This window comes from Comamonas thiooxydans (assembly GCF_000964545.1).
Taxonomy (GTDB): domain Bacteria; phylum Pseudomonadota; class Gammaproteobacteria; order Burkholderiales; family Burkholderiaceae_C; genus Comamonas; species Comamonas thiooxydans.
The window spans coordinates 380,404-405,702 of sequence record NZ_BBVD01000004.1 but is presented as its reverse complement, the minus strand read 5'-3'; the positions used below and the strand labels follow the sequence as shown (position 1 = coordinate 405,702).

The 25,299-nt window shown below is 61.0% G+C and carries 31 protein-coding genes and 1 tRNA gene; 26 read left to right on the top strand and 6 right to left on the bottom strand.

From position 1 onward, the window contains the following. Nucleotides 1-69 precede the first annotated feature (69 nt). The 5 genes from recG to ubiA all read left to right on the top strand — a co-directional run bounded on the left by recG (nucleotide 70) and on the right by ubiA (nucleotide 5,842). Nucleotides 70-2,253 (top strand): ATP-dependent DNA helicase RecG, encoded by a 2,184-nt coding sequence (gene recG, locus Cth01_RS07095; RefSeq protein WP_034377350.1) that lies wholly within the window; start codon nucleotides 70-72, stop codon nucleotides 2,251-2,253. Nucleotides 2,254-2,395: 142 nt separating this feature from the next. After that, the gene (locus tag Cth01_RS07090) at nucleotides 2,396-3,364 is read left to right on the top strand and encodes a LysR substrate-binding domain-containing protein (protein WP_003050465.1); all 969 of its coding nucleotides are present in this window, start codon (nucleotides 2,396-2,398) and stop codon (nucleotides 3,362-3,364) included. A 63-nt stretch (nucleotides 3,365-3,427) separates the two neighbouring features. Then, on the top strand, nucleotides 3,428-3,964 hold the full coding sequence (locus tag Cth01_RS07085) for a Dps family protein (RefSeq protein ID WP_034377349.1): 537 nt from the start codon (nucleotides 3,428-3,430) through the stop codon (nucleotides 3,962-3,964). Nucleotides 3,965-4,061: 97 nt separating this feature from the next. Further along, nucleotides 4,062-4,910 (top strand): phosphatase PAP2 family protein, encoded by an 849-nt coding sequence (locus Cth01_RS07080; protein ID WP_045838819.1) that lies wholly within the window; start codon nucleotides 4,062-4,064, stop codon nucleotides 4,908-4,910. Nucleotides 4,911-4,960: 50 nt separating this feature from the next. Beyond that, complete coding sequence (gene ubiA / locus Cth01_RS07075; protein ID WP_034377347.1) at nucleotides 4,961-5,842, top strand: 4-hydroxybenzoate octaprenyltransferase; 882 nt, start codon at nucleotides 4,961-4,963, stop codon at nucleotides 5,840-5,842. Between the two features lie 85 nt (nucleotides 5,843-5,927). On the opposite strand, the gene proC is transcribed toward ubiA, so the two are convergent. Both proC and Cth01_RS07065 read right to left on the bottom strand, forming a co-directional pair. Next, on the bottom strand, nucleotides 5,928-6,767 hold the full coding sequence (proC, locus tag Cth01_RS07070; RefSeq protein WP_034377346.1) for a pyrroline-5-carboxylate reductase: 840 nt from the start codon (nucleotides 6,765-6,767) through the stop codon (nucleotides 5,928-5,930). Nucleotides 6,768-6,837: 70 nt separating this feature from the next. Next, the gene (locus Cth01_RS07065; protein ID WP_045838818.1) at nucleotides 6,838-8,016 is read right to left on the bottom strand and encodes an esterase-like activity of phytase family protein; all 1,179 of its coding nucleotides are present in this window, start codon (nucleotides 8,014-8,016) and stop codon (nucleotides 6,838-6,840) included. A gap of 100 nt (nucleotides 8,017-8,116) precedes the next feature. On the opposite strand from Cth01_RS07065, the gene aqpZ reads away from it, so the two are divergent. Further along, nucleotides 8,117-8,815: an aquaporin Z gene (aqpZ, locus tag Cth01_RS07060; protein ID WP_003068393.1), complete on the top strand. Its 699-nt coding sequence runs from the start codon at nucleotides 8,117-8,119 to the stop codon at nucleotides 8,813-8,815. Nucleotides 8,816-8,925: 110 nt separating this feature from the next. Here the strand turns inward: aqpZ and glpK are convergent, their stop codons facing one another. Genes glpK through Cth01_RS07045 form a run of 3 tightly spaced genes read right to left on the bottom strand, consistent with a single transcriptional unit; the run spans nucleotide 8,926 to nucleotide 11,680 of the window. Then, nucleotides 8,926-10,422: a glycerol kinase GlpK gene (gene glpK, locus Cth01_RS07055; protein WP_034377344.1), complete on the bottom strand. Its 1,497-nt coding sequence runs from the start codon at nucleotides 10,420-10,422 to the stop codon at nucleotides 8,926-8,928. 14 nt (nucleotides 10,423-10,436) lie between these two features. Further along, on the bottom strand, nucleotides 10,437-10,919 hold the full coding sequence (locus tag Cth01_RS07050; RefSeq protein WP_034377343.1) for a GNAT family N-acetyltransferase: 483 nt from the start codon (nucleotides 10,917-10,919) through the stop codon (nucleotides 10,437-10,439). After that, nucleotides 10,916-11,680 (bottom strand): DeoR/GlpR family DNA-binding transcription regulator, encoded by a 765-nt coding sequence (locus Cth01_RS07045; RefSeq protein WP_003068405.1) that lies wholly within the window; start codon nucleotides 11,678-11,680, stop codon nucleotides 10,916-10,918. The genes Cth01_RS07050 and Cth01_RS07045 overlap by 4 nt, the downstream gene beginning before the upstream one ends. A 500-nt stretch (nucleotides 11,681-12,180) precedes the next feature. Between Cth01_RS07045 and Cth01_RS07040 the strand changes: the two genes are divergently transcribed. From Cth01_RS07040 to Cth01_RS06950, 19 genes are all read left to right on the top strand, one after another. After that, entirely contained in the window at nucleotides 12,181-13,776 is a 1,596-nt protein-coding gene (locus tag Cth01_RS07040; protein ID WP_034395855.1) for a glycerol-3-phosphate dehydrogenase/oxidase, read from the top strand. 421 nt (nucleotides 13,777-14,197) lie between these two features. Next, the gene (gene rplN, locus Cth01_RS07035; RefSeq protein WP_003050500.1) at nucleotides 14,198-14,566 is read left to right on the top strand and encodes a 50S ribosomal protein L14; all 369 of its coding nucleotides are present in this window, start codon (nucleotides 14,198-14,200) and stop codon (nucleotides 14,564-14,566) included. Between the two features lie 12 nt (nucleotides 14,567-14,578). Beyond that, the gene (gene rplX / locus Cth01_RS07030; RefSeq protein WP_003068411.1) at nucleotides 14,579-14,896 is read left to right on the top strand and encodes a 50S ribosomal protein L24; all 318 of its coding nucleotides are present in this window, start codon (nucleotides 14,579-14,581) and stop codon (nucleotides 14,894-14,896) included. Nucleotides 14,897-14,906: 10 nt separating this feature from the next. Then, a complete protein-coding gene (rplE, locus tag Cth01_RS07025; RefSeq protein ID WP_003050507.1) occupies nucleotides 14,907-15,446 on the top strand; it encodes a 50S ribosomal protein L5 in 540 nt (179 codons plus the stop codon). 8 nt (nucleotides 15,447-15,454) lie between these two features. After that, nucleotides 15,455-15,760: a 30S ribosomal protein S14 gene (rpsN, locus tag Cth01_RS07020; RefSeq protein WP_003050509.1), complete on the top strand. Its 306-nt coding sequence runs from the start codon at nucleotides 15,455-15,457 to the stop codon at nucleotides 15,758-15,760. A 20-nt stretch (nucleotides 15,761-15,780) separates the two neighbouring features. Beyond that, complete coding sequence (gene rpsH, locus Cth01_RS07015; protein WP_003050510.1) at nucleotides 15,781-16,176, top strand: 30S ribosomal protein S8; 396 nt, start codon at nucleotides 15,781-15,783, stop codon at nucleotides 16,174-16,176. A 24-nt stretch (nucleotides 16,177-16,200) separates the two neighbouring features. Continuing rightward, the gene (gene rplF / locus Cth01_RS07010; protein WP_003068417.1) at nucleotides 16,201-16,734 is read left to right on the top strand and encodes a 50S ribosomal protein L6; all 534 of its coding nucleotides are present in this window, start codon (nucleotides 16,201-16,203) and stop codon (nucleotides 16,732-16,734) included. An 11-nt stretch (nucleotides 16,735-16,745) separates the two neighbouring features. Beyond that, nucleotides 16,746-17,111, top strand: coding sequence for a 50S ribosomal protein L18 (gene rplR, locus Cth01_RS07005; RefSeq protein WP_003050513.1), 366 nt, complete (start codon nucleotides 16,746-16,748; stop codon nucleotides 17,109-17,111). A 15-nt stretch (nucleotides 17,112-17,126) separates the two neighbouring features. After that, nucleotides 17,127-17,648, top strand: coding sequence for a 30S ribosomal protein S5 (rpsE, locus tag Cth01_RS07000; protein WP_003050515.1), 522 nt, complete (start codon nucleotides 17,127-17,129; stop codon nucleotides 17,646-17,648). A gap of 14 nt (nucleotides 17,649-17,662) precedes the next feature. Next, nucleotides 17,663-17,845: a 50S ribosomal protein L30 gene (rpmD, locus tag Cth01_RS06995; protein ID WP_003050517.1), complete on the top strand. Its 183-nt coding sequence runs from the start codon at nucleotides 17,663-17,665 to the stop codon at nucleotides 17,843-17,845. Nucleotides 17,846-17,856: 11 nt separating this feature from the next. Further along, complete coding sequence (gene rplO / locus Cth01_RS06990; RefSeq protein ID WP_003050519.1) at nucleotides 17,857-18,288, top strand: 50S ribosomal protein L15; 432 nt, start codon at nucleotides 17,857-17,859, stop codon at nucleotides 18,286-18,288. A gap of 24 nt (nucleotides 18,289-18,312) precedes the next feature. Continuing rightward, entirely contained in the window at nucleotides 18,313-19,626 is a 1,314-nt protein-coding gene (gene secY, locus Cth01_RS06985; RefSeq protein ID WP_003050520.1) for a preprotein translocase subunit SecY, read from the top strand. Nucleotides 19,627-19,744: 118 nt separating this feature from the next. Continuing rightward, on the top strand, nucleotides 19,745-19,858 hold the full coding sequence (gene rpmJ / locus Cth01_RS06980) for a 50S ribosomal protein L36 (RefSeq protein WP_003050535.1): 114 nt from the start codon (nucleotides 19,745-19,747) through the stop codon (nucleotides 19,856-19,858). 22 nt (nucleotides 19,859-19,880) lie between these two features. Next, complete coding sequence (rpsM, locus tag Cth01_RS06975; protein WP_003068424.1) at nucleotides 19,881-20,246, top strand: 30S ribosomal protein S13; 366 nt, start codon at nucleotides 19,881-19,883, stop codon at nucleotides 20,244-20,246. A 17-nt stretch (nucleotides 20,247-20,263) separates the two neighbouring features. Then, nucleotides 20,264-20,668: a 30S ribosomal protein S11 gene (gene rpsK / locus Cth01_RS06970; RefSeq protein ID WP_003050538.1), complete on the top strand. Its 405-nt coding sequence runs from the start codon at nucleotides 20,264-20,266 to the stop codon at nucleotides 20,666-20,668. A 90-nt stretch (nucleotides 20,669-20,758) separates the two neighbouring features. Beyond that, nucleotides 20,759-21,382, top strand: a complete 624-nt coding sequence (gene rpsD, locus Cth01_RS06965; protein ID WP_003068426.1) for a 30S ribosomal protein S4 — start codon at nucleotides 20,759-20,761, stop codon at nucleotides 21,380-21,382. Nucleotides 21,383-21,494: 112 nt separating this feature from the next. Then, complete coding sequence (locus tag Cth01_RS06960; RefSeq protein WP_003050542.1) at nucleotides 21,495-22,493, top strand: DNA-directed RNA polymerase subunit alpha; 999 nt, start codon at nucleotides 21,495-21,497, stop codon at nucleotides 22,491-22,493. Between the two features lie 131 nt (nucleotides 22,494-22,624). Next, nucleotides 22,625-23,008, top strand: coding sequence for a 50S ribosomal protein L17 (gene rplQ / locus Cth01_RS06955; RefSeq protein ID WP_003050544.1), 384 nt, complete (start codon nucleotides 22,625-22,627; stop codon nucleotides 23,006-23,008). A gap of 40 nt (nucleotides 23,009-23,048) precedes the next feature. Further along, nucleotides 23,049-23,125, top strand: a tRNA-Met gene (locus Cth01_RS06950). Nucleotides 23,126-23,198: 73 nt separating this feature from the next. Here the strand turns inward: Cth01_RS06950 and Cth01_RS06945 are convergent. Then, entirely contained in the window at nucleotides 23,199-23,525 is a 327-nt protein-coding gene (locus tag Cth01_RS06945) for a hypothetical protein (RefSeq protein ID WP_034355023.1), read from the bottom strand. A gap of 268 nt (nucleotides 23,526-23,793) precedes the next feature. On the opposite strand from Cth01_RS06945, the gene Cth01_RS06940 reads away from it, so the two are divergent. Next, nucleotides 23,794-25,299 carry a DASS family sodium-coupled anion symporter gene (locus Cth01_RS06940; RefSeq protein ID WP_034377341.1) on the top strand — a complete coding sequence of 502 codons (1,506 nt, stop codon included), beginning with the start codon at nucleotides 23,794-23,796 and terminating at the stop codon, nucleotides 25,297-25,299.

Here is a 25,299-nt window from a genome sequence, read left to right as displayed (position 1 = left end):
AAACCTGAATATGCTGTATATACATACATTGCTTTCCCTGTCGCGGGGAGTGTAGTCAAGGAGTCTCAGTTGTCTGTGTCAAAAAAGCCTGTTACCGAGCCGAAGTCTGCTGTCAAGCGCGCTGCCGCTCGTGAGAAAAAGGCGGGCATGGACCAGGATGCCGCTCCCAAAAAGACCGTCAGTCCTGCGCAGCAGGCCTTGCAGAAGATGGGATTGACGCGCGATATCGATCTGGCTTTGCATCTGCCCCTGCGCTATGAGGACGAAACCCGCATCGTGCCGCTGAAGAACGCGCGTGATGGCGAGACGGTGCAGATCGAAGCCACGGTCACGCACAGCGAGGTGCAACTGCGCCCGCGGCGTATGCTCAAGGTCACCGTGGATGATGGCAGCAGCACTTGTCTGCTGACTTTCTTCAGCTTCTACCCCTCGCAGCAAAAGACCATGGCGCCCGGGGCGCGTCTGCGCATTCGCGGCGAGGTCAAGGGCGGTTTCTGGGGGCGGCAGATGATGCACCCCGCATTTCGGGTGGCGGGCGGCGAGCTGCCCACGGCGCTGACACCGGTCTATCCCGCCACTGCCAGTCTGCCCCAGGCGTATCTGCGCCGGGCCATCGCCTCGGCGCTGTTGCGTGCCGATCTGTCCGAGACTTTGCCACCGGGGCAGTCGCCTCCCATCGCGCAGTCCTATGGTCAAAATGGACTGCAGCCGGCATATGACTTGCGCAATGCGCTCATTTTTCTGCACCATCCAACCCCTGACGTGGCCTTGGTCACGCTGGAGGACCATTCGCACCCGACCTGGCAAAGACTCAAGGCGGAAGAGTTGCTGGCCCAGCAGCTGTCCCAGTACGAGGCCAAGCGCGAGCGCGCCCGCTTGCGTGCGCCCGTGCTCAGGCCGCAGGCCGGCATGGCGGATTTGACGCAGCAGTTTCTGGCGCAACTGCCATTTGGCCTGACGGGGGCGCAGCAGCGAGTGGTGGGAGAGATTCGGGCCGATATGGAGCGCCGTATTCCCATGCATCGTTTGCTGCAGGGCGATGTGGGCTCGGGCAAGACGGTGGTGGCAGCACTGTCTGCCGTGGCCTGTATCGAGGCCGGCTGGCAATGCGCGTTGATGGCTCCGACCGAAATCCTGGCCGAGCAGCATTTCGGCAAGCTGGTCGGCTGGCTGGAGCCGATTCTGGCGCCGCTGGGTAAAAAGGTCGCCTGGCTGGCTGGCGCCCAGAAGAAGAAGGAGCGCGCCGCGATGCTGGCGCTGGTGGAAAGCGGCGAGGCGGCGCTGGTCGTGGGCACGCATGCCGTGATTCAGGAGCAGGTGCAGTTCAAGAACCTGGCCCTGGCCGTGATCGACGAGCAGCACCGCTTTGGCGTGGCCCAGCGTCTGGCGCTGCGGCAAAAGCTCGCGGCCACGGGTATGGAGCCGCATTTGCTGATGATGAGCGCCACACCGATTCCCCGTACCTTGGCCATGAGCTATTACGCCGACCTCGATGTCTCCACCATCGACGAGCTGCCGCCAGGGCGCACGCCTATCGTCACCAAGCTGATCTCGGACAGCCGCAAGGACGAGGTGATCGAGCGTATCGGTGCCCAGGTCGCCAGCGGGCGTCAGGTCTACTGGGTCTGCCCGTTGATCGAGGAGAGCGAAGCGCTGGATCTGTCGAATGCCACGGCTACCCATGAATATTTGAGCGAAATGCTGCCTGGTGTCATGGTGGGTCTGCTGCACTCGCGCATGCCCACGGCCGAGAAAAAGGCCGTGATGGAGCTGTTTTCTGCCGGCGTCATGGGAGTGCTGGTATCCACCACGGTGATCGAGGTGGGTGTGGACGTGCCCAATGCCTCGTTGATGGTCATTGAACACTCGGAGCGTTTCGGCCTCTCGCAGCTGCACCAGTTGCGCGGCCGTGTGGGGCGCGGCGCTGCAGCCTCGGCCTGTGTGCTGCTGTATTCGGTCAATGACAACGGGCGACTGTCCGATACCGGCAAGGAGCGCCTGCGTGCCATGGCCGAGACCAATGACGGTTTCGAGATCGCGAGGCGGGATCTGGAGATTCGCGGCCCGGGCGAGTTTCTCGGCGCCCGGCAGTCGGGCGCACCCATGCTGCGCTTTGCCGATCTCGAGCAGGACGTGCTCCTGCTGGACTGGGCGCGCGAGCTGGCACCGCTTATGCTTGAGCAATTTCCTGCGCTGGCGGCACGCCATGTCAGCCGCTGGCTGGGTGGCAAGGCCGAGTATCTGAAGGCCTGAAGTACCGAAAATTGCGTCTGTAGACGTAAATAGTTACGTTTTTGCAGGAATATATGTAATCTTTTGCCTTGGTAATATGTGATTGAATGCAAAAACAGGATGAATCAATGCCGTTATTGATGATCCGAAAGACCCCCTCTCTATGACTCTTACCGAATTGAAGTACATCGTGGCCGTTGCGCGGGAAAAGCACTTTGGCCGCGCCGCCGAAGCCTGCTATGTGTCCCAGCCTACGCTGTCCGTGGCGATCAAGAAGCTGGAGGAAGAGCTGGATGTCAAGATTTTCGAGCGCAGTGCCGGCGAAGTCTCGGTAACCTCGCTGGGCGAGGAGATCGTGCGCCAGGCCCAAAGCGTGCTCGAGCAGGCCAACGAGATCAAGGAAATCGCCAAGCGCGGCAAGGACCCGCTGTCAGGCGTTCTGACCCTGGGCGTGATCTACACCATAGGCCCTTACCTGCTCCCCGATCTGGTGCGCAACTCCATCAATATGACGCCGCAGATGCCGCTGATGCTGCAGGAGAACTTCACCGTCAAGCTGCTGGAGATGCTGCGCACGGGCGAGATAGACTGCGCCATCATGGCCGAGCCCTTCCCCGATACCGGTCTGGCACTGGCGCCGCTGTACGACGAGCCCTTCATGGCCGCCGTGCCCAGCACCCACCCGCTGGCGCAGAAGAAAAGCCTGTCCACCACGGATCTCAAGAACGAGACCATGCTGCTGCTGGGCGCGGGTCACTGCTTCCGCGACCATGTGCTTGAGGTCTGCCCGGAGTTCGCGCGCTATGCCAGCAACTCCGAAGGCATTCGCCGCACGTTCGAGGGCTCGTCGCTGGAAACCATCAAGTACATGGTGGCCGCCGGCATGGGCGTGACCCTGGTGCCGCGCCTGTCTGTGCCCGAAGATGCGCTGGCTCCCATTGAGCGCCGTCGCCGCGCTGACGAACCTCATATCCGCTATCTTCCGATTCATGAGGAAGACGGCATTGCACCGCCCACCCGCCGTGTGGTGCTGGCCTGGCGGCGCAGTTTCACGCGTTATGAGGCGATTGCCGCACTGCGTAATGCCGTCTACGCCTGCCCGCTGCCAGGAGTACAGCGCCTGTCGCAATAAGCGCTGCTGCAGTGGCTCGAAGAGGGCGGGAGTCTGGATCCGTTAAACCTGAAAGGTGAGTGCATGACCAAGCAAGGCAAGGACAAATCGCAGAAACACAAGCCGGATGCCACGCCGCAGGTGCCCGCAGGCATCCACATCGGCATCAGCGACGAGGACCGTGCTGCCATCGCCAAGGGACTGTCGGTGCTACTGGCCGACACCTATACGCTGTACCTGACCACGCACAACTTCCACTGGAACGTCACGGGGCCCATGTTCAACACGCTGCACACCATGTTCATGGCGCAGTACACCGAGCTGTGGAATGCCGTCGATCCCGTGGCCGAGCGCATCCGCGCACTGGGCCACCATGCACCTGGCTCCTATGCCCAGTTCGGCAAGCTCACCAGCCTGCCCGATGCCCCGGCCCAGCCGCCCAAGGCCCTGGAGATGGTGCGCATTCTGGTACAGGGTCATGAGGCCGTGGCGCGCACGGCACGCCAGCTGTTCCCACGTGCCGACAAGGCAGGCGATGAGCCCACGGCCGATCTGCTGACCCAGCGTCTGGCCGTGCACGAGCAGACCGCCTGGATGCTGCGCTCCCTGCTCGAGGAGTGAGCCGCGCCGCGGCAGCCGCTCGTCCCGGTCTCCCCAAGCCCTGACGGGCTGGCCTCCAGAGGCCCGTCAGGGCTTTTTCGCTTTTGCTTTGAAAGGAATGCCTGTGTTTTCTGCAGCGACTCCCGTGGTCCTGCTGGCGCAATGGGTGGACAGACATGTCATCTGGGTGTTGCTGCTGCTGTTGCTGGTTGCGGCCTGCATGCTGCGTTGCCGTGTGCAGGGCAGGGCCGAGTGGCTGTGGCAGGACCGCAGCGCGGACTTCAGGCCGGATGGCGGTCGCTTGCTGGCGGTGGCGGCACTGGCCGCTGTGCTTCTGGCCCTGCTGAGCGTCGGCGTGCACCAGTCCCAGTCGGTGCAGCTGCCTCAGGGGCTGATGGCCCTGGACCTGAAGCTGCAGCGCGCGGTGAGCGCGGCACTGCCGCACATGATGCAGCCTCTGGTGCGGGCATGGACCCAGCTCGGGGATTTGCGCGTCATGGGGTTGCTGAGTCTGGTCGTGGGCCTGTGGCTGCTGTGGCGGCGCCAGGGTCTGCAACTGCTGAGCTGGGTGGTGGCGGTGGCCGGCACCGGACTGTGGGTGCGTTTCATCAAGGGGTCCATGCAGCGCGCCCGCCCGCTGGACGGGCTGGTGCATGAGGCCGGCTTCAGCTTTCCCAGCGGCCATAGCGCGGGCACGGCAGCGATTTTCGGCATGCTGGCCTGGCTGGCCGCTCGTCGCCTGCCGCGGCGCTGGCGGGCTTGGGTCTTTGCGGCGGCGGCGCTGCTGGCCTTGAGCACGGGCTTGAGCCGCGTGCTGCTGTCCGTGCACCATGCCAGCGATGTGCTGGCGGGCCTGTGCCTGGGCCTGGGCTGGACGGCCCTGGTGCTCTGGTTGACAGACCGTGTCGAGCATGGGGGCGGCGCCATCGGGCCGCCGCAGGCCGAGGCACAATTACCGCTGCGCTGATCGTGGCCTGGGGGCCCGGTCGTGATCTCCTGCCTTTCGGAACCCGTCTCATGTCCGCCTCCATCCCTGCTTCGCCGCGCTCCAAGCTGTCGCTGTATCTTGATCTGATCCGCTTCAACCGCCCCGCAGGCTGGCTGGTGCTGGTCTGGCCCACGCTGGTGGCGCTGTGGGTGGCAGGCCAGGGCTTTCCGGGCTGGCATCTGCTCGTGGTCTTTGTGCTGGGCACGGTGTTGATGCGCAGCGCGGGCTGCACCATCAACGATATTGCCGACCGCGACTTCGACAGGCATGTGAAGCGCACCACCCAGCGCCCCATCACCAGTGGCCAGATCTCGGTCAGGGAGGCGGCCATGGTCGGCCTGGTGCTCACGCTGGTGGCCTTCGGCCTGGTGTTGTCCACCCGCTGGGAGGCCGTGGCCTGGTCGGTGCCAGCCGTGCTGTTCACGATTCTCTATCCCTTCACCAAGCGCTTTTTTGCCATGCCTCAGGCCTTTCTGGGCATTGCCTTCAATTTCGGCATCGTGATTGCGTTTGCGGCGGTGACCGGTGAGGTCAGCGCCACGGCCTGGACGCTGTGGCTGGCGAATATGTTTCTGGTGCTGGCCTATGACACCGAATACGCCATGGTGGACCGCGATGACGATCTCAAGATCGGCATGAAGACCTCGGCCATCACCCTGGGCCGTTTCGATGTCACGGCGATCATGCTGTTCTTTGCCCTGTGCTGGGGGCTGATCGCCTGGGTGCTGGCTCCTTATCAGCTGGGCTGGCCCTTCTGGCTGGGCATGGGCGTGGCAGCGGCACAGATCGTCTGGCATTTCAGCCTGATCAAGGACCGCACGCGCGAAGGCTGTTTTGTCGCCTTCAGCAAGAGTCACTGGATTGGTGCCGCGATCTTTGCAGGCGTGGCGCTAGGGTTTGCGTTGAAATAGTCCTGTTTTAATAGCTCAAAGCGCTTGACTGATAAGCGATAGATTCTTGAAAGACTAAAAAAGAAACCGGCCGAGGCCGGTTTTTTTATTTGCCGAACTCGGCAGCCAACTCCTGTGCGCGGATCTGGGCCTTGCGCATGGCTTCGATAAAATGCTCGGGCAGCTTCTGCTCCTGCATATGAGTGATGGCAGCGTAGGTGGTGCCGCCCTTGCTGGTCACGCGCTGGCGCAGCACTTCGGCGCTTTCGCTGGAGCGTGCCGCCAGTTCCGAGCCGCCCGCAAAAGTGGCCACGGCCAGCTTGTAGCTTTGCTCGGCGCTGAGGCCCATGTCGACGCCTGCCTGGGTCATGGCTTCGAGGAACAGGAATACATAGGCGGGGCCGGAGCCGGAGATGGCCGTCACGGCATCCAGATGGGCTTCCTTGTCTACCCAGGTGAGTTCGCCGGTGCTGCCGATCACGGTCTCGATCAGGGCCTTGCCCTGGGCATCGACTTCGGGGCGGGCGAACAGGCCCGTCATGCCCTTGCCCACCAGGGCCGGTGTATTGGGCATGGCGCGCACGATGCGGTGGGTGCCGGTCCAGGCCGCAATGCTGTCGGTGGTGATGCCGGCAGCCACGCTCAGGTGCAGGGCGTTGCGGGTGTGGGTGGCAACGGGAGCGGTCGCTTCCTTGAAGCTCTGGGGCTTGACGGCCCAGACCACCAGTTGGGCGCTTTGCAGGGTCTCGGTGGCGGCGGGCAGGGCGTCGATGCCGAAGCTGGTCTTGATCGCAGCGCGCGTGGCTTCAAAAGGCTCGACCACGGTGATGCTGCTGGCCGGAACGCCCTGGCGGATCAGGCCGCCGATGATGGCGCTGGCCATGTTGCCGCCGCCGATAAAGGCGATGGGAGGGAAAACGGAGGTCGAGTGGTCGGTCTGGCTCATGATGGTTCGATTCGCTCTGCGATGCAGCAAGTGGGCAAGCCTGTATTCGGATTCCAGGCGCAGAACGGCACTATAAACCTGCGCCGCAGCGGCCGCGTTCCTCGCTCAATGCGACGAACTGGGTGACTTCGGCGGGATTGAAGTTGTTGTCGCTAACCAGCAGTAGCACGCGTCGGCCATCGGGCAGCAGCGGTCCCCAGCTCATGCCCTCCAGGTTGTCCACGGACCGCAGGCCGGCATCTGCCAGGTCCAGCAGCAATTCCTTGTCTGCAGGGCGGTAGCTGCCCGGCACGAGCCGGGTTTGGCCCAGCGTATCGCTGCTTGCATCGGCACGGGTGCTGATGCGGTAGATGCGGGCGCCAAAGCGCAGCGGTGGCGCAAAGGAGCGCTCCAGCACCAGCAGGTGTTCAGGGCCGTCGGCCAGCACGGCGCTAATGCCGTTGATGGCACCGCGTTGCAGCCACAGGTCGGCAGGCAGGGCATCGGGCAGATAGGCAAGCTGGCGCGCGGGCTGCTGCGTGCCCATGTCATAGGCGGTAATGCGCACCGGGCCGCCCGAGTGCTCAGCTGCGGGCAGGGCCCCGTCCTGTCTGAGCGCTGCCTCCATGGCCAGCCAGAGCGTTCGGCCATCCTGGCTCAGCGCCAGACCTTCGAGCGTGAAGTTGCTGCGCGGCCCTTGGGTCTTGCTGCTCGGCAGGTGCAGCTCGGGCGGCAGCGGCCATTCGCGCAGCCAGTGTCCATCCTTGCCTGATTGCAGCAATTGCGGGCCGAATCCGCGTGAGAAGTCGCCCTCGCTGCTCCACAGCAGGGACTGACCTCCTGGCAGCACGCGCAGGGCTTCCGCGTCGGGTGTCGCGATGCCGGGCACGGGCTGGCGGTGGCTGGGGTAGGGGGCCTGGGCGGGGCTGAGCAGCGGTCGGGCATTTTGCAGTCTGACCTGATGCAGACCGCTGGCGTCGTATTCGATACGCGCCGTGTAAAAGCGCGCCGGCCCATGGGCGGAGCGGTCGTCGCTGACCAGGTAGTACAGATTGCTGCCCGCGTCGTAGTCGATCGAGGACAGGCCGCCCACTGGCGTGTCGGCAAACAGCTTGTCGTGCTGCCAGCGGATTTCCCCAAACAGGGACCAGGGCCGGGCCTCGGATGTGCTGCAGATGCGGTGGGGTGCGAGCGACGCCGTCGTGCAGGCAGCGAGACTGGCGCAGATCAACGAGAGGACCCAAAGGCAGAGCTGTCGTGGATTGTTCACATTTGTGCCTTGTACTTTTCGCTGATCGCTTTCTAAGATGCCAGCATTTCTGTGCCGCGCGGGGCTGCACGGACAACGCCATCGGAAATAGGGAGCAATCATGGCATCCAATGTCAAAAAATGGTCGGCGGAGTTTCTGGGTACTTTCTGGCTGACGTTTGGCGGTTGTGGCAGCGCGGTGCTGGCAGCGGCCTTTCCCGAAGTGGGCATCGGCCTGCTGGGCGTGTCCTTTGCCTTCGGCCTGACGGTGCTGACGGGCGCTTACGCCTTCGGTCCAGTCTCCGGCGGTCACTTCAATCCAGCGGTCTCCGTCGGTCTGGCAGTTGCGGGGCGTTTTCGCTTTGCCGAGCTGCCCGGTTACATCATTGCCCAGGTGCTGGGTGCCATTGTGGCGGCCGCCGCGCTGTATTTCATTGCCAGTGGCAAGGCTGGCGCCCAGGTGGCCGATCTGGCCACCAACGGCTACGGGGATCACTCGCCGGGCAAGTTCAATATGGCTGCGGCGCTGGTGACCGAAGTGGTGCTGACCGCAGTGTTTCTGCTGGTGATCCTGGGCTCCACCACCAAGAAGGCTGCCGTGGGCTTTGCGGGCATGAGCATCGGCCTGTGCCTGACGTTGATCCACCTGATCTCCATTCCCGTGACCAACACCTCGGTCAACCCCGCCCGCAGCACTGGCCCGGCGCTGTTCGGGCCGGCCATCGCGCTGGAGCAACTTTGGCTGTTCTGGCTGGCTCCCATCGTGGGCGCCATCATCGGCGCCGTGATCCACAAGGCGCTGCTGGGTGACGAAGACTGAGCGTTCAACGCGGCCGCTGTCCAAGCAAAAAGGGATGCCTTGGCATCCCTTTTTTGATGGCTTTTCTGAGGGCTTGAGCGCTTGCCTGGCCAGCGCCCAGTGCAGCGGCTTTACTGCGCCGTGGTCTGGCGCACGGCCTGTTCCCAGCGCTGCATCAGCTCGTCGGCGCGGTCCTTGCCCAGCGTGGGCAGGAAGCGGCGCTCGGCCTTCCACAATGCCGACAGCTCCTCGGTGCTCTGATAGACGCCGCTGGACAGGCCGGCCAGATAGGCTGCACCCAGGGCCGTGGTTTCCACGCAGGCCGGGCGCACCACGGGAATGCCCAGCAGATCGGCCTGGAACTGCATCAGCAGATTGTTCACGCAGGCGCCGCCGTCCACGCGCAGCTCGCTGACCGGCGTACCGCCCGTGGCCACGGCGTCGCGGCTCATGGCGCCGAGCAGGGCAGCACTCTGGTAGGCAATGGATTCCAGGGCCGCGCGAGCGATATGGGCCATCGTCGTGCCGCGCGTCAGTCCGGTGATGGTGCCGCGCGCATCGGGCTTCCAGTAGGGGGCGCCCAGGCCGGTAAAAGCGGGCACCAGCATCACGCCGCCGCTGTCGGGCACGCTTTCGGCCAGTTGCTGGACCTGGCCGCTGTGCTCGATGGCCTGCAGGCCGTCGCGCAGCCACTGCACCACGGCACCGCCTACGAAGACGCTGCCTTCCAGCGCAAACTGGGGCTGGCTGCCCGCCTGGGCGGCCGATGTGGTCAGCAGGCCGTTGCTCGAGGTCTGGAAGCTGCTACCCGTATGCATGAGCATGAAGCAGCCCGTGCCATAGGTGTTCTTGGCCATGCCGGCGTCGAAGCAGGCCTGGCCGAACAGCGCACTTTGCTGGTCGCCGGCCACGCCGCCGATCTTGATGGAGCCGCCCAGCACCTCGTCGGCTGTCTGGCCGAAATCGGCGGCCGAGGGCAGGACTTCGGGCATCAGGCTCGCAGGGATGTCGAGCAGGGCCAGAAGATCGGCGTCCCACTGGTTGCTGTGCACATTGAAGAGCATGGTGCGGCTGGCATTGCTCACATCGGTGACATGGCGCTTGCCGCCCGTCAGCTGCCAGATCAGCCAGCAATCCACTGTGCCGAAGGCCAGCTCGCCGGCCTGCGCTGCGGCGCGTGCGCCGGGCACGTTGTCCAGCAGCCACTTGAGCTTGGTACCTGAAAAATAGGCATCGATGCGCAAGCCGGTCTTGCGCAGAATGGTGTCGCTGTGGCCGGCTTCGCGCAGCTGCACGCAGGTGGGTTCGGCGCGGCGGTCCTGCCAGACGATGCCGTGGTGGATGGGCGCGCCGGTCTTGCGGTTCCAGACGATGGTGGTCTCGCGCTGATTGGTAATGCCCACCGAGCGGATATCGCCCGCCTTGAGGCCCGCCTTGGCCAGCGCCTCCTTGGCGGTGCTCAGCTGGGTGCGCCAGATCTCGCGCGGGTCATGCTCCACCCAGCCCGGCTGTGGGTAGATCTGCGGCAGCTCCAGCTGGGCCGACGCCACAATGCGGCCTTGCTTGTCGAAGACGATGGAGCGGGAGCTGGAGGTGCCCTGGTCCAGGGCGAGCAGATAGGTTGTCATGGGTTGTCCGTGATTCAGAGGGGGAGCACAAAGCGCGCCATTTCGGTCTGCTCGCTCCAGCCCTGCCGGGAATAAAAGCCGCGCACATAGGAAGGACGTTCGCGGTTGTTGACCAGCCAGATGCGTATGCAATGGCGCTCGCGCGCAGCCTGGGTGGCTGCGTCCAGCAATTGCTGGCCCAGGCCTGCACCGCGCGCTGCCTCGGCGACAAACAGCTCGCTTACATAAGCCTCCCAGCCTTGCAGCACGGCGACCGGCAGCCAGTGCACGGCGCAGTAGCCGTGAATATGCTGCTGAGCATCTTGCGCCACCAGCATCAGAGAGCGCTCTGGCCCGGCCTGCAGCTCGTCCAGCAGCGCCTTCACGGCCTCGGTGTTCTGGGATGTGGAGTGACTTTCGTAGGCCTTGAACCAGCCGATGTCATGCAGCAGCCCGGCAATGCCTGCGGCATCTTCGGGCAGCGCAGGGCGAATCAGATAAGGGGGGGCAGCATTCATTGGGCGATGGTGCATTGCACCTCGGCATCGCGCAACAGGGCATCGAATGGCGCGGAGGGCGCAACGTCGGTGAACAGGCGGTCGATCTGATTCAGTCGGGCCAGCTCCACCATGGCCTGGCGGCTGAACTTGCTGTGGTCGGCTGCCAGCCAGACTTCGCGCGACTGGCCGATGATGGTCTGGGCCACCTTGACCTCGCGCAGGTCGAAGTCGCGCAGGCTGCCGTCCGACTCGATGGCCGAGATGCCGATCACGGCAATGTCCACCTTGAACTGCCGCATGAAGTCCACGGCCGCCTCACCGACAATGCCGCGGTCGCGTGTGCGCACCACGCCGCCGGCGACGATGACCTCGCAATCGGCGTTGCTGCTGAGGATGGCTGCAACATTGAGGTTGTTGGTGATGACGCGCAGACCTTTGTGCTGCAGCAGGGCCTGGGCCACCGCTTCGGTGGTGGTGCCGATGTTGAGAATCAGCGAGCAGCCGTTGGGAATGGCTTCGGCAATGGCGCGTGCGATGCGCATCTTGCCTTCGGCGTGCAGCACCTGGCGCTGGGTATGGGCCAGGTTCTCCACGGTGGCGCTGGGCACGCGCACGCCGCCATGAAAGCGCACCAGCAAGCCGGCATCGGCCAGCTTCTGTATATCTCGGCGCACGGTCTGCAGCGTGACCCCGAGGATTTCTGCCAGTTGCTCCACCGAGGTGGACTGGCGGGCGCGGACTTCTTCGACAAGCTGCAACTGGCGGGGATTGCTGTTCATGACTGGTGACTGGTTATATAGGTGCTATTGGCGCATGGACGGGCTGCAGGTGAAGAGCTCTATAGGGGAGAGCGCCAGCCGCAGCGGGCAGTGCAGGGATTGTGAGCGAATCCAAACGAACCTCTAATAGGGTGATTTTCTATGGAATTGCCCGGTAAAAAACAAAAATGAATCCACGCCGAGTCTGAAGTCTGACAGCAAGCTGCGGTTATATGTCATCGTGGCGAGTTGTTGCAGCAGTAACAATTGGCGCTGCAAGAAGAATGCAGTTCATGCATTGAGAGTGTGCAAGCGCGCCGATTGCCGATGTTGCGGCCTGGCCGGGGTGGCGCCGGGCCAGCGGTTTGGGCTCGAATCGCGCTAAAACGAATCGATATTTGGGATTTGCAATGCACTAAAAGCGAAAAAGAGCGAAAATATTCGATCTGAAATTTGTTCTTTGCTGTGCGCGTCTCATCGCTGGATGATGGCGGCGCGGCGACCACCGCAGAAGTCGTTCCATGAACCAGTCCACTCAACCCTTGGCTACAACGCGTGCTCAACTGCTGGAGCGCCTGGCGCAGACCGAAAGCTTCGATCTGGCCATCGTGGGCGGCGGTGCCACGGGGCTGGGTGTGGCGGTGGATGCGGCGGCGCGCGGCTTCAAGGTCGTGCTGCTGGAGTCGCTGGACTTCGCCAAGGGCACTTCCTCGCGTGCCACCAAGCTGGTGCATGGCGGCGTGCGCTATCTGGCGCAGGGCAATATCTCCCTGGTGCGCGAAGCACTGCATGAGCGCACGACCCTGCTGCACAACGCACCGCATCTGGCCCAGCCTCTGGCCTTTGTGATGCCCTCGTACAAGCTGCTGGATACGCCGTTCTACGGCATCGGCCTCAAGATGTACGACGCGCTGGCCGGCAAGGCCGGCCTGGGGGCTACCGAATTCCTCTCCAGCGCCAAGACCGTGAAATACCTGCCGACCGTGCAGCAAAAAGGTCTCAAGGGCGGGGTCAAGTACTGGGATGGCCAGTTTGACGATGCGCGACTGGCGCTGGCGCTGGCGCGTACCGCAGCGGCCAAGGGCGCTTTGCTGATCAATTACTGCCCGGCGGAAAAGCTGATCTACGAGGGGCAGCAGATTGCCGGCCTGATCTGCCGCGATGCGGAATCGGGCCGCAACTTCACCGTGCGCGCCAAGTGCGTGGTCAATGCCACGGGGCCCTGGGTGGATCTGTTCCGCCAGCAGGATGCCGAGGCCCAGGGCAAGCCCGTCAAGCCCATGGTGGCGCCCAGCCAGGGCGTGCACGTGGTGGTGGATCGCGAGTTCCTGCCCACGGATCATGCGCTGCTGATCCCCAAGACGGCCGATGGCCGCGTGCTGTTTGCCGTGCCATGGCTGGGCAAGGTGATTCTGGGAACCACCGACACGCCGCGTCACGATCTGGCGCGCGAACCCCTGCCCTTCCCCGAAGAGCTGGATTTCATTCTCGGCGAGGCCGGCAAGTATCTGAATCGTCGGCCCACGCTGGCCGATGTGCGCAGCATGTGGGTGGGCCTGCGCCCCCTGGTCAAGCCGCAGGACGATGATGGCGAGAACACCAAGAAAATCAGCCGCGAGCACACGGTGATGGCCAGCAAGACCGGCCTGGTGACCGTCACCGGCGGCAAATGGACGACTTACCGGGCCATGTCCGAGGATGTGCTGGCCGAATGCTTCCAGATCGGTCGTCTGCCCAGTCGCCCTGCCGGGGTGACCGTGAACCTGCCCCTGGTTGGTGCGCCGGCGGAGGCCGCAGTCACGCACAGCATGAACCAGAGCCAGGGCCTGCACTCCTACGGCACGGATGCTGCCGCCGTGGCGGCGCTGCCTGGTGCGCAGAACTGGCTGATGGACGGTCTTTCCGAGGCCATGGTGCGCTTTGCCGCCCGCTTCGAGTACGCGCGCACCGTCGAGGACATGCTGGCGCGCCGCAGCCGCCTGCTTTTTCTCGATGCCCGCAAGGCGGCCGAGATCGCGCCCCGTGTGGCGGCCATCCTGACCGAGGAGCTGGCCCAGGATGTGCAGCTCAACGACTTCCTGGCCCTGACCCGTCAATATCTACCCGCCCAAGGCTGATCTGTGCGGTCGCCCTGCGGGCGTGGCGTGCGGGCAACAGGCTGCGATCCGCAGGCCTCGTGAAAATGTGAGCTTTCAGCGCTTGATGGCTGTTGATTTCGGCTAATTTATTGTTTGAAATCAATGAGCTAGTGGCGCGGCATGCTATTGTTTTAGTTGCAAGTGCGAAAGGCCTGTCTGCCGGGCTTTGCGCCAGTGAAATCAGTGCGGGTATTGCAGGCTAAACGCTTGACGCACAAAGGATTTCCTGCGACAATCTCCTGCTTCACGTTTAAAAGCGTGGAACTTTCTGCCCAGCGGGAAGCCCTCCGGAATGGTCCGGAAGGTGGACGACGGGCCCAAGACTGACCGGCTGCTTGATCAGCCCTTGAGAAGACTCTGGGGCTGTCGAGCGTTGCTGGAGCAAGTTGGGAATATTGAAATGATCCAAACAGAATCTCGGTTAGAGGTTGCCGACAACACCGGCGCGAAGTCTGTTCAGTGCATTAAGGTGCTGGGCGGTTCTCATCGTCGCTACGCAAGTGTTGGCGACATCATCAAGGTGAGCGTCAAGGAAGCAGCTCCTCGTGGTCGCGTCAAAAAAGGCGAGATCTACAGTGCTGTGGTGGTGCGCACCGCCAAGGGCATCCGTCGTGCAGACGGTTCGCTCGTGAAGTTCGACGGCAATGCCGCCGTGCTGCTGAACGCCAAGCTGGAGCCTATCGGCACCCGCATCTTTGGCCCCGTGACTCGTGAACTGCGTACCGAAAAGTTCATGAAGATCGTGTCGCTGGCCCCTGAAGTTCTCTAAAGGAATAGCACCATGAACAAGATTCGCAAGGGCGACGAAGTTATCGTGCTGACCGGCCGTGACAAGGGCAAGCGTGGCGTGGTTTCTCTGCGCAAGGATGACTCCCACGTGATCGTGGACGGTGTCAACCTGGTCAAGAAGCACACCAAGCCTAACCCCATGAAGGGCACCACCGGCGGTATCGTGGAAAAGGCCATGCCTATCCACCAATCCAACGTGGCTATCTTCAATGCAGCGACCGGCAAGGCCGATCGCGTGGGCATCAAGGTGAACGCCGACGGCACACGTGTTCGCGTGTTCAAGTCCAATGGCGCTGAAATCGCCGCCTAAGGAGTAACACATGGCACGACTGCAAAAACTCTATCGCGAAAAGATCGCGGCTGAACTGAAGGAAAAGTTCGGCTACACCTCCGCTATGGAAGTGCCCCGTCTGACCAAGATCACTCTGAACATGGGTGTGAGCGAAGCCGTGGCCGACAAGAAGGTGATGGACAACGCCGTGGCTGACCTGACCAAGATTGCTGGTCAGAAGCCTGTGGTGACCAAGGCCAAGAAGGCTATCGCTGGTTTCAAGATCCGCGAAGGCCAAGCTATCGGCTGCATGGTGACCCTGCGTGGCGTTCAGATGTACGAATTCCTGGACCGTTTCGTGACCGTGGCTCTGCCCCGCGTGCGTGACTTCCGTGGTATCTCGGGTCGTTCGTTCGACGGTCGCGGCAACTACAACGTTGGCGTCAAAGAACAAATCATCTTCCCCGAAATCGAGTACGACAAGGTGGACGCTCTGCGTGGTCTGAACATCAGCATCACGACAACAGCGAAGAACGACGAAGAGTGCAAGGCACTGCTCGCCGCTTTCAAATTCCCCTTCAAGAACTGAGGTGGCGCATGGCTAAAGTAGCAATGATTCAGCGCGAACTGAAGCGCGAAAAGCTGGCAGCCAAGTATGCTGCCAAGTATGCAGAACTGAAGGCAATCGCCGGCGACGTGAAGCGTTCCGACGAAGAGCGCGATGCCGCTCGCCTGGGTCTGCAGAAGCTGCCCCGTAACTCGAACCCCACTCGCCAGCGTAACCGTTGCGAGATCACTGGCCGTCCTCGCGGTACCTTCCGCCAATTCGGTCTGGGTCGTGCCAAGGTGCGTGAATTGGCCTTTGCTGGCGACATCCCCGGTGTCACCAAGGCCAGCTGGTAAGCAAGCAGGAGAGATTAAACATGAGCATGAGTGATCCCATCGCTGACTTGCTGACCCGCATCCGCAATGCACAACTGGTCTCCAAGGCCACTGTGTCGGCTCCTTCCTCCAAGGTGAAGGTTGCCATCGCACAAGTGCTGAAGGAAGAAGGCTATATCGACGGCTTCGAAGTGAAGTCCGAAGGTGGCAAGTCCGAACTCGAAATTACCCTGAAGTACTACGCCGGTCGCCCTGTGATCGAGCGTATCGAACGTGTGAGCCGTCCCGGCCTGCGCGTGTACAAGGGTCGTCACGCAATTCCTCAGGTCCAGAACGGCCTGGGTGTGGCCATCGTCACTACTCCCAAGGGCGTGATGACTGATCGCAAAGCACGTGCTGCCGGTATCGGCGGTGAAGTGCTGTGCTATGTGGCCTAACGGACATTAAGGAGAAATACTGAAATGTCTCGCGTAGCAAAAGCTATTGTGACCATCCCCGCAGGTGTGGATGTGTCCATCAACGCTGAAACCATCAAGGTCAAGGGCAAGGGCGGCGATCTGTCGCTGGCTCTGAACGGCCTGGTGACCATCGGCAACAACGACGGCAAGCTGTCCTTTGCTCCCGCCAACGATTCCCGTGAAGCTGACGCTCTGGCCGGTACCATCCGCCAGCTGGTCAACAACATGGTCAAGGGCGTGACTGAAGGCTTCGAGAAGAAGCTGACGCTGATTGGCGTGGGCTACAAGGCCGCAGCACAAGGTTCCAAGCTGAACCTGGCTGTGGGCTTCTCGCACCCCGTCAACTTCGAGATGCCTGCCGGCATCACTGTCGCTACCCCCACTCCGACTGAAATCGTGATCAAGGGTGCTGACCGTCAAGTGGTCGGTCAATTGGCTGCTGAGATCCGTGCCGTTCGTCCTCCCGAGCCTTACAAGGGCAAGGGCATTCGCTATGCGAATGAGAAGGTCGTGATCAAAGAGACCAAGAAGAAGTAAGGAGCTGCATGATGTTGAACAAGAAAGAGCAGCGTCTGCGCCGTGCCCGTCAGACTCGCATCCGCATTGCCCAGCAAGGCGTTGCACGTCTGAGCGTGAACCGCACCAATCTCCATATCTACGCCTCCGTGGTTTCGGAAGACGGCACTACCGTGCTGGCTTCGGCCTCCACTGCAGAAGTCGAAGTGCGTTCGCAACTCGGCGCCGCTGGCAAGGGTGGCAACGTGGCCGCCGCCACGCTGATCGGCAAGCGCATTGCTGAGAAGGCTAAGGCTGCTGGCGTTGAGAAAGTGGCTTTCGACCGCGCCGGTTTTGCATACCACGGCCGCGTGAAGGCTTTGGCAGAAGCCGCTCGCGAAGCGGGCCTGCAGTTCTAAGCGGAGCGGATACAAATGGCTAAATTTTCCCCCAAAGTGCAAGACGAAGGTCGTGACGACGGTCTGCGCGAAAAAATGATCGCGGTCAACCGCGTCACCAAGGTTGTGAAGGGCGGTCGTATTCTCGGCTTCGCTGCACTGACCGTGGTTGGCGACGGTGACGGTCGCGTTGGCATGGGTAAGGGCAAGTCCAAGGAAGTGCCTGCTGCCGTGCAAAAAGCGATGGAAGAATGCCGTCGCAACCTGATGAAGGTTGCACTCAAGAGCGGCACCATTCACCACTCGGTGAAGGGCCATCACGGCGCTGCCAAGGTCGAGCTGCACCCAGCTCCCAAGGGTACCGGCATCATCGCTGGCGGCCCTATGCGCGCTGTTTTTGAAGTGGTGGGTATCACCGACATCGTGGCCAAGAGCCACGGTTCGTCGAACCCCTACAACATGGTTCGCGCAACTTTCGACGCTTTGAAGAACTCCACGACCCCTGCGAACGTGGCAGCAAAGCGCGGCAAGTCGGTCGAAGACATCTTCACCGCCTGATCGGAGTCCAGCACATGACAACACAACAAACTGTCAAGATTCAGCTGGTTCGTAGCCCCATCGGCACCAAAGAGTCGCACCGTGCGACTGTGCGTGGCCTGGGTCTGCGCAAGCTGAACAGCGTCAGCGAACTGCAGGACACTCCTGAAGTGCGCGGCATGATTAACAAGATCGCCTACTTGGTGAAGGTTCTCTGAAAGGATTGATGATGGAACTCAATAGCATCAAGCCTGCAGACGGCGCCAAGCACGCTAAGCGTCGCGTGGGTCGCGGTATCGGTTCTGGTCTGGGTAAGACTGCCGGTCGCGGTCACAAGGGTCAGAAGTCGCGTTCGGGTGGCTACCACAAGGTGGGCTTCGAAGGCGGTCAAATGCCTCTGCAGCGTCGCCTGCCCAAGCGTGGCTTCAAGTCGCATCTGCTGAAGTTCAATGCAGAAGTGACCCTGTCCGAGCTGGATAAGCTCGGCCTGGCCGAAGTCGATCTGGCTGCTCTGAAGCAAGCCGGTCTGGTTGGCTCTATCGCTAAGGTCGTGAAGATCATCAAGAGCGGTGAACTGACTAAGGCTGTCAAGCTCAATGGTATCGGCGCTACCGCCGGTGCCAAGGCTGCCATCGAAGCTGCCGGTGGCAGCATCGCCTGATTAAAGTTCTGAAAGAAGACATCCGTGGCTACTAGCGCAGCTCAAATTGCAAAGACTGGAAAATTCGGCGACCTGCGTCGTCGTCTGGTTTTTCTGTTGCTTGCGCTGGTCGTATACCGCATCGGGGCGCATATCCCCGTTCCGGGCATCGACCCAGCGCAGCTGCAGCAGCTGTTCTCTGGCCAGCAGGGCGGCATTCTCAATCTGTTCAACATGTTCTCGGGTGGAGCGCTCTCGCGCTTCACAGTGTTCGCACTGGGGATCATGCCGTACATCTCGGCATCGATCATCATGCAGCTCATGACCTACGTGGTCCCGACATTCGAGCAGATGAAAAAGGAAGGTGAAGCGGGTCGTCGCAAGATTACCCAGTACACCCGCTACGGCACTCTGGGCCTGGCGCTGTTTCAGTCCTTGGGAATTGCTGTTGCCCTGGAAAGCTCCGCAGGCTTGGTTCTGAACCCTGGTTTTGGCTTCCGCATGACTGCGGTGGTCAGTCTCACGGCCGGTACCCTGTTCCTGATGTGGCTCGGTGAACAGATCACTGAACGTGGTCTGGGCAACGGTATCTCGATACTGATCTTTGGCGGTATCGCCGCAGGCCTGCCGAGCTCCATCGGCGGTCTGCTGGAACTGGTGCGCACCGGTGCCATGAGCATTCTGGCGGCAATCTTCATTGTTCTCGTTGTGGCAGCCGTGACGTATTTCGTCGTGTATGTCGAACGAGGTCAACGCAAGATCTTGGTGAATTACGCACGCCGGCAAGTCGGCAACAAGGTGTACGGTGGTCAGTCTTCGCACTTGCCACTGAAGCTGAACATGGCAGGTGTGATTCCTCCCATCTTCGCTTCGTCGATCATCTTGCTGCCCGCTACGGTGGTGAATTGGTTCAGTGCAGGAGAATCCATGCGCTGGCTGAAGGATATTGCGAGCACGTTGACCCCTGGTCAGCCAATCTATGTCATCCTTTATGCTGCCGCGATCATTTTCTTCTGCTTCTTCTATACGGCCCTGGTTTTCAACAGCCGGGAAACTGCCGACAACCTGAAGAAGAGTGGCGCTTTCATCCCCGGGATTCGTCCTGGCGAACAGACAGCCCGCTACATTGACAAGATTCTGGTTCGCCTGACCCTGGCTGGCGCGATCTACATTACCTTCGTGTGCTTGTTGCCCGAATTCCTGATCCTGAAGTACAACGTTCCGTTCTACTTCGGTGGTACATCGTTGCTGATCATTGTGGTCGTGACAATGGACTTCATGGCGCAAGTGCAGAACTACGTGATGTCGCAGCAATACGAGTCGCTCCTGAAAAAAGCGAACTTTAAGGCTGGTATTTGATGACAAGGCTGCCCAAGGGGGCAGCCTGCCAAAAGTTAGTAGACGCCCATCGATCTATCGCGGGCATTGTTTCCCGGTCGATAGGCCGATAGTGGATGGAAAGTTTTAGGAGAAAAGAATGAGAGTTTCGGCTTCGGTCAAGAAAATCTGCCGTAACTGCAAGATCATCCGCCGCAAAGGTGTTGTGCGCGTGATCTGCACTGACCAGCGCCACAAGCAGCGCCAAGGTTGATTGAAAGCATTAGAGGACTAATATGGCACGTATTGCTGGCATTAACATCCCGCCGCACAAGCATGCTGAAATCGGCCTGACTGCCATCTATGGCATCGGTCGCACTACAGCTCGCAAGATCTGCGAAGCATGCGGTATCGAGTATTCCAAGAAGGTCAAGGACCTGACGGACGCTGATCTGGAAAAGATCCGTGACTTCCTGAATCCCATGACTCTGGAAGGTGATCTGCGTCGCGAAACCACGATGAACATCAAGCGCTTGATGGACATCGGTTGCTACCGCGGTTTCCGTCATCGTCGCGGCCTGCCCATGCGCGGTCAACGTACCCGCACAAACGCCCGTACTCGCAAGGGTCCGCGCAAGGGTGCTGCGGCTCTGAAGAAATAAGAGATTGAAAGATCATTATGGCTAAGTCTCCCGCAAACAACGCAGCTGCTCGCGTTCGCAAGAAGGTCCGTAAGAATATTTCTGACGGCATCGCGCACGTGCACGCTTCGTTCAACAACACGATCATCACCATCACCGACCGTCAAGGCAACGCTCTGTCGTGGGCTTCGTCGGGTGGCCAGGGCTTCAAGGGTTCGCGTAAGTCGACTCCCTTTGCTGCTCAGGTTGCTTCGGAAGTGGCCGGTCGTGCTGCTATCGAACAGGGCATCAAGAACCTGGAAGTCGAAATCAAGGGTCCCGGTCCTGGCCGTGAATCCTCGGTTCGCGCCCTGGGTGCTCTGGGTATCCGTATCACTTCCATCTCGGACGTGACTCCGGTTCCCCACAACGGCTGCCGCCCTCAAAAGCGTCGTCGTATCTAACTTTTTTATCAAGCCCACCGCCGCCCAGGTGCATTTGCATCGCGGGCGGCTCCCGTGTTTGCGCACGGTAGATGACACAAAGGAAATCAAGTGGCACGCTATATTGGCCCTAAGGCAAAACTCTCCCGCCGCGAAGGCACCGATCTGTTCCTGAAGAGCGCACGTCGCTCCATCGCAGACAAGGCAAAGTTCGACACCAAGCCTGGTCAGCATGGCCGCACTTCCGGTCAGCGCACTTCCGACTACGGTCTGCAACTGCGCGAAAAGCAGAAGGTCAAGCGCATGTACGGCGTGCTGGAGAAGCAATTCCGCCGCTACTTCGAAGCTGCTGACCGCAAGCGTGGCAACACTGGTGCCAACCTGCTGTCGCTGCTGGAATCGCGTCTGGACAACGTCGTGTACCGCATGGGCTTCGGCTCCACTCGCGCTGAAGCACGTCAGCTGGTGTCGCACAAGGCTATCACTGTGAACGGCCAGTCCGTGAACATTCCTTCTTTCTCCGTGAAGGAAGGCGACGTGGTTGCCCTGCGTGAAAAGTCCAAGAAGCAAGCTCGCGTGGTCGAGGCTCTGCAACTGGCTGCTCAAGTGGGCTTCCCCGCATGGGTTGAAGTGTCTGCTGACAAGGCAGAAGGTACTTTCAAGAAGTCTCCTGACCGCGATGAATTCGCAGCTGACATCAACGAATCCCTGATCGTTGAGTTGTACTCGCGTTAATCTTTAGCAGCGACATTTCTGTAAACCGTCCCCACGGCGCGAGGCATCGCGCCGTGGGTGCTTCACCAGCCTTACCGGTGTAACGAGCCGAGGGTATTGAGAGGAAGTCTGCATGCAAACGAATTTGCTGAAGCCCAAGACAATCAATGTCGAGCAACTTGGTCACAACCGTGCCAAGGTTGTTCTGGAGCCGTTTGAGCGTGGCTACGGTCATACGCTGGGCAATGCCCTGCGCCGTGTTCTGCTCTCCTCCATGGTGGGTTACGCAGCGACGGAAGTGACGATTGCTGGGGTGCTGCATGAGTACTCCTCCATCGACGGTGTCCAGGAAGATGTGACCAACATCCTGCTGAACCTCAAGGGTGTGGTGTTCAAGCTGCACAATCGTGACGAAGTCACCCTGAGCCTGCGCAAGGATGGCGAAGGTGTTGTCACTGCCCGTGACATTCAGACCCCCCACGACGTAGAAATCGTCAACCCTGATCATGTGATCGCCCATCTGTCGCAAGGCGGCAAGCTGGACATGCAGATCAAGGTGGAAAAGGGCCGCGGCTATGTGCCCGGCAACGTGCGCCGCTACGGTGACGAATCGACCAAGTCGATCGGCCGTATCGTGCTCGACGCTTCGTTCTCGCCCGTCAAGCGCGTGAGCTACGCTGTCGAATCCGCACGTGTGGAACAGCGTACCGACCTGGACAAGCTGGTTCTGGAAATCGAAACCAACGGTGCCATCACCGCTGAAGACGCAGTGCGTGCATCCGCCAAGATCCTGGTGGAGCAGCTGGCAGTGTTTGCCCAGCTCGACGGTGGCGATATCGCCAGCGTGTTCGACGCTCCTGCCGGTGGCCGCGGCGCTGCCACGTCGTTCGATCCCATCCTGCTGCGTCCTGTGGACGAGCTCGAGCTCACCGTGCGTTCTGCCAACTGCCTCAAGGCAGAGAACATTTACTACATCGGTGACCTCATCCAGCGTACCGAAAACGAGCTGCTCAAGACTCCCAACCTGGGTCGCAAGTCGCTCAACGAGATCAAGGAAGTTCTGGCTTCCCGTGGTCTGACTCTGGGCATGAAGCTTGAAAACTGGCCACCCGCTGGCTTGGAAAAGCGTTAATTGCTACAATAGAGGACTTTGCTGGAGTTGATCCGGCAAAGTCCAAGTGCCTCGGGCAGTACCTGATACGGCTGCCTGATTTAATTTAGAAAAGATCTCCGGATAAAAACGGGGAGCAAAGGAAAAGCACCATGCGTCACGGCAACGGCCTCCGCAAACTGAACCGCACTTCTGCACACCGCAAGGCAATGCTGCAGAACATGATGAACTCGCTGATCGAGCACGAAGCAATCAAGACCACGGTCCCCAAGGCCAAGGAACTGCGTCGCGTCATCGAGCCCATGATCACTCTGGCCAAGGTTGATACCGTGGCTAACCGCCGTCTGGCTTTCGACCGTCTGCGCGACCGCGACAGCGTGACCAAGCTGTTCAACGTGCTGGGTCCCCGCAACGCTCAGCGTCCCGGTGGCTACACACGTATCCTGAAGATGGGCTTCCGCGTGGGCGACAACGCTCCCATGGCCTATGTGGAGCTGGTCGAGCGCGCTGAAGAAGCCGCTGCAGCAGCTGAATAAGCCAGGGCAGGCTGCAAAGCCTGCTATAATTTGGAAATACCGCGCGATGGAGCAGTCTGGTAGCTCGTTGGGCTCATAACCCAAAGGTCGGAGGTTCAAATCCTTCTCGCGCAACCAAATTGAAAAGGTCACGACAATGTCGTGACCTTTTTTTTTGTCCATTTTCCATTGAAGGGCGGCAGCGCTGGTATCAGCCCGTCATACCTCCCGGCGCTGTGCCCGAGCGCCGGCTCAAATGCTCGCGCACCCGGCTGGCGATCACCTGGGCGATTTCCGGGCTCAGCACCTCGCTGATATGCAGCACCTCGGTGTAGTGCAGATAGAGCAGGCCGCGCAAGGTCCTGAATGCCGTCTCATGTTCGGCACCGCAGATGCCGGCATCGTTGGCCAGCACGCGTTCGACGGCACCGGGGTCGAGCAGCCGGATCTTGCAGATAGCAGCCTGATGCAGTATCGCTAGATCTATTTCTTCAAGGCGGCTTTCCCATTCATCGGGCAGGAATCGGTTCGCTGGCATTTAGAGTGTCTCTCCTGCTGAATCCATGGGCATGTGCCCAATGCTTGAATACTGGCATGTACGAGGTCTTGCCATCGGTTTTGCTTCTGCAAGTCTTGCCGTCGATCAAACTTTGGCAACGTAAAAGTCGGCCTGGAGTCGAAGCCATGCGGCACTGCATCATGATGCCAGTCTGTGACCCGAGCGCCAATGTCCGTCGGGGACTCCTGGCTTTTGCTGAGCTGAGGTATGGTGTCTCGATGCGCTGCAGGTAAAGAAAAGGACTTCTATGTTCGAGAAGATCGTCTCGATGTTCCGTTACTTCAAATCGGTCGTTCCATTTCGGGTCGTGCCTGCACTGATTTCCACCCTGGTTCTGACCGGTCTGCTGCTGACGCCGGTGCCTGCGGGACTGGACAGCAAGGCCTGGCAACTGGTGGCCATCTTTCTGACGACCATCGTGGCGATCATCCTCAAGGTCATGCCCATAGGCGTGATGGCATTGATGGCGATTGTCATCGTGTCGCTGTCTCAGGTGACCTCCAGTTCGTCCAAAGGTGCGATCACGGATGCGCTGAGCAGCTTTGCGAATCCCCTGATCTGGCTGATCGTGGTGGCGGTTCTGATCTCGCGCGGTCTCAAGAAGACGGGGCTCGGCAACCGCATCGGATTGCTGTTCATTGCGCTGATGGGCAAGCGCACCATAGGCATAGGTTACGGACTCGCGATCTGTGAGCTGGTACTGGCCCCGTTCACACCCAGCAACACGGCACGCGGTGGCGGCATCGTGCACCCGATCATGAAGTCCATCGCCAACGCCTTTGAATCGGACCCGGCCAAGGGAACGCAAGGCAAGGTCGGGACCTATCTGGCACTGGTCAACTACCACTCCAACCCGATCACCTCGGCCATGTTCCTGACCGCTACGGCGCCCAATCCTCTTGTTGTGGACCTGGTGGCCAAGGCTACGGGTCAGTCCCTGCACCTGAGCTGGACAAGTTGGGCTCTGTACATGCTGCTGCCAGGGCTGCTGTGTCTGCTGTTGATGCCGCTGGCGATCTATCTGCTGTCGCCACCCGAACTCAAGGCCACGCCCAATGCCGTGGAGTACGCGCGCGCCGAGATGGCAGGCATGGGCCCGCTGTCAGGCAAGGAGCGCGTGATGCTCGGCACTTTCGGCGTGATGCTGCTGCTATGGGCGAATGTGCCGCAGATGCTGTTCGGCCCGGCGTTCACGCTGGACCCGACCGTGGTGGCTTTTCTCGGTTTGTTCGCCCTGATCATCACGGGGACCATCGATTGGGATGATGTGCTGTCCGAGAAAAGCGCCTGGGACACCTTGATCTGGTTCGGTGCCCTGGTCATGCTGGCCGAGCAGCTCAACAAGCTCGGTGTGGTCGCCTGGTTTGCCGAGGGCTTGAAGAGCGCCATCGTCGCCAGTGGCCTGGACTGGCTGCCCGTGGCTGCCATTCTGGTGGGCGTCTTCGTCTTCTCGCACTATCTGTTTGCCAGCACCACGGCCCATATCAGCGCCATGATGCTGGCCTTTCTGACTGTGGGCGCGCAGTTGATCCCGGCTGACTACGTCGTCCCCTTCATGCTGATGATGACGGCCGGTTCGGCCATCATGATGACGCTGACGCACTACGCGACCGGAACATCGCCCATCATCTTCGGCAGCGGCTATGTGACTCTGGGTGTCTGGTGGCGCGTGGGGGCCGCGATGTGCGTGCTGGAGTTGCTGATCTTTGCTGTCGTCGGCAGCGTCTGGTGGAAGCTGCTGGGGCTGTGGTGA